This is a genomic window from Psychrobacter sp. 1U2, assembly GCF_051847575.1.
The window spans coordinates 1-519 of record NZ_JBPYDC010001811.1 but is presented as its reverse complement, the minus strand read 5'-3'; the positions used below and the strand labels follow the sequence as shown (position 1 = coordinate 519).

The window sequence follows — 519 nt, the reverse complement described above, 5'->3', positions numbered from 1 at the left end:
CAGGCAACTGTTTTTGTTCAAACTGTAGCTGACCGCTAAACTGAGCAAATGCCTTTTGAAACTTCAATAAATAGTCAGCGAACCCATCTGTACTATCGAGGGTCGGGAAGCGTCCCCAATTACCAGTATCGGCTAATGGCTGACTACCAGCATCAGTAGTGTCAACCGATGGCATGATAATTGCTCTAGGGTTAGGAGTATCTGTCCATTGCCAAGTACCTGACAGCAAATGATGACGTTGGAAGTCAATATTAGGTAGACATGCTGATACCTGATCAGAGACTGGCTCGTCTGCGTCTGCGTCTGCGTCTGCGTCAGTTGCAGTCTGGGTCTGATTTAGGGACCAATCAACCAACGTGGTGAGATGTACTTGTTCTAGCTCTGTGAGTCCTGAGTTGCGTAAAGCTGTCACCACATTAATGCAAGTATTGCCTGTCGACGCTTCGTCATCGACCATAATCAGTGTTTTGCTAGCAAGTAGCTGTGCTTGTATGGCGTTATCGGCGCTTTTATAAATTA

At 46.2% G+C, this 519-nt stretch carries 1 protein-coding gene; it reads right to left on the bottom strand.

Annotated elements, in window-relative coordinates; genetic code table 11:
• Positions 1–519, bottom strand: a 519-nt coding sequence (locus ACS8FD_RS24530) for a phosphoribosyltransferase domain-containing protein (RefSeq protein ID WP_439277762.1), incomplete at both ends; no start/stop codon positions are given.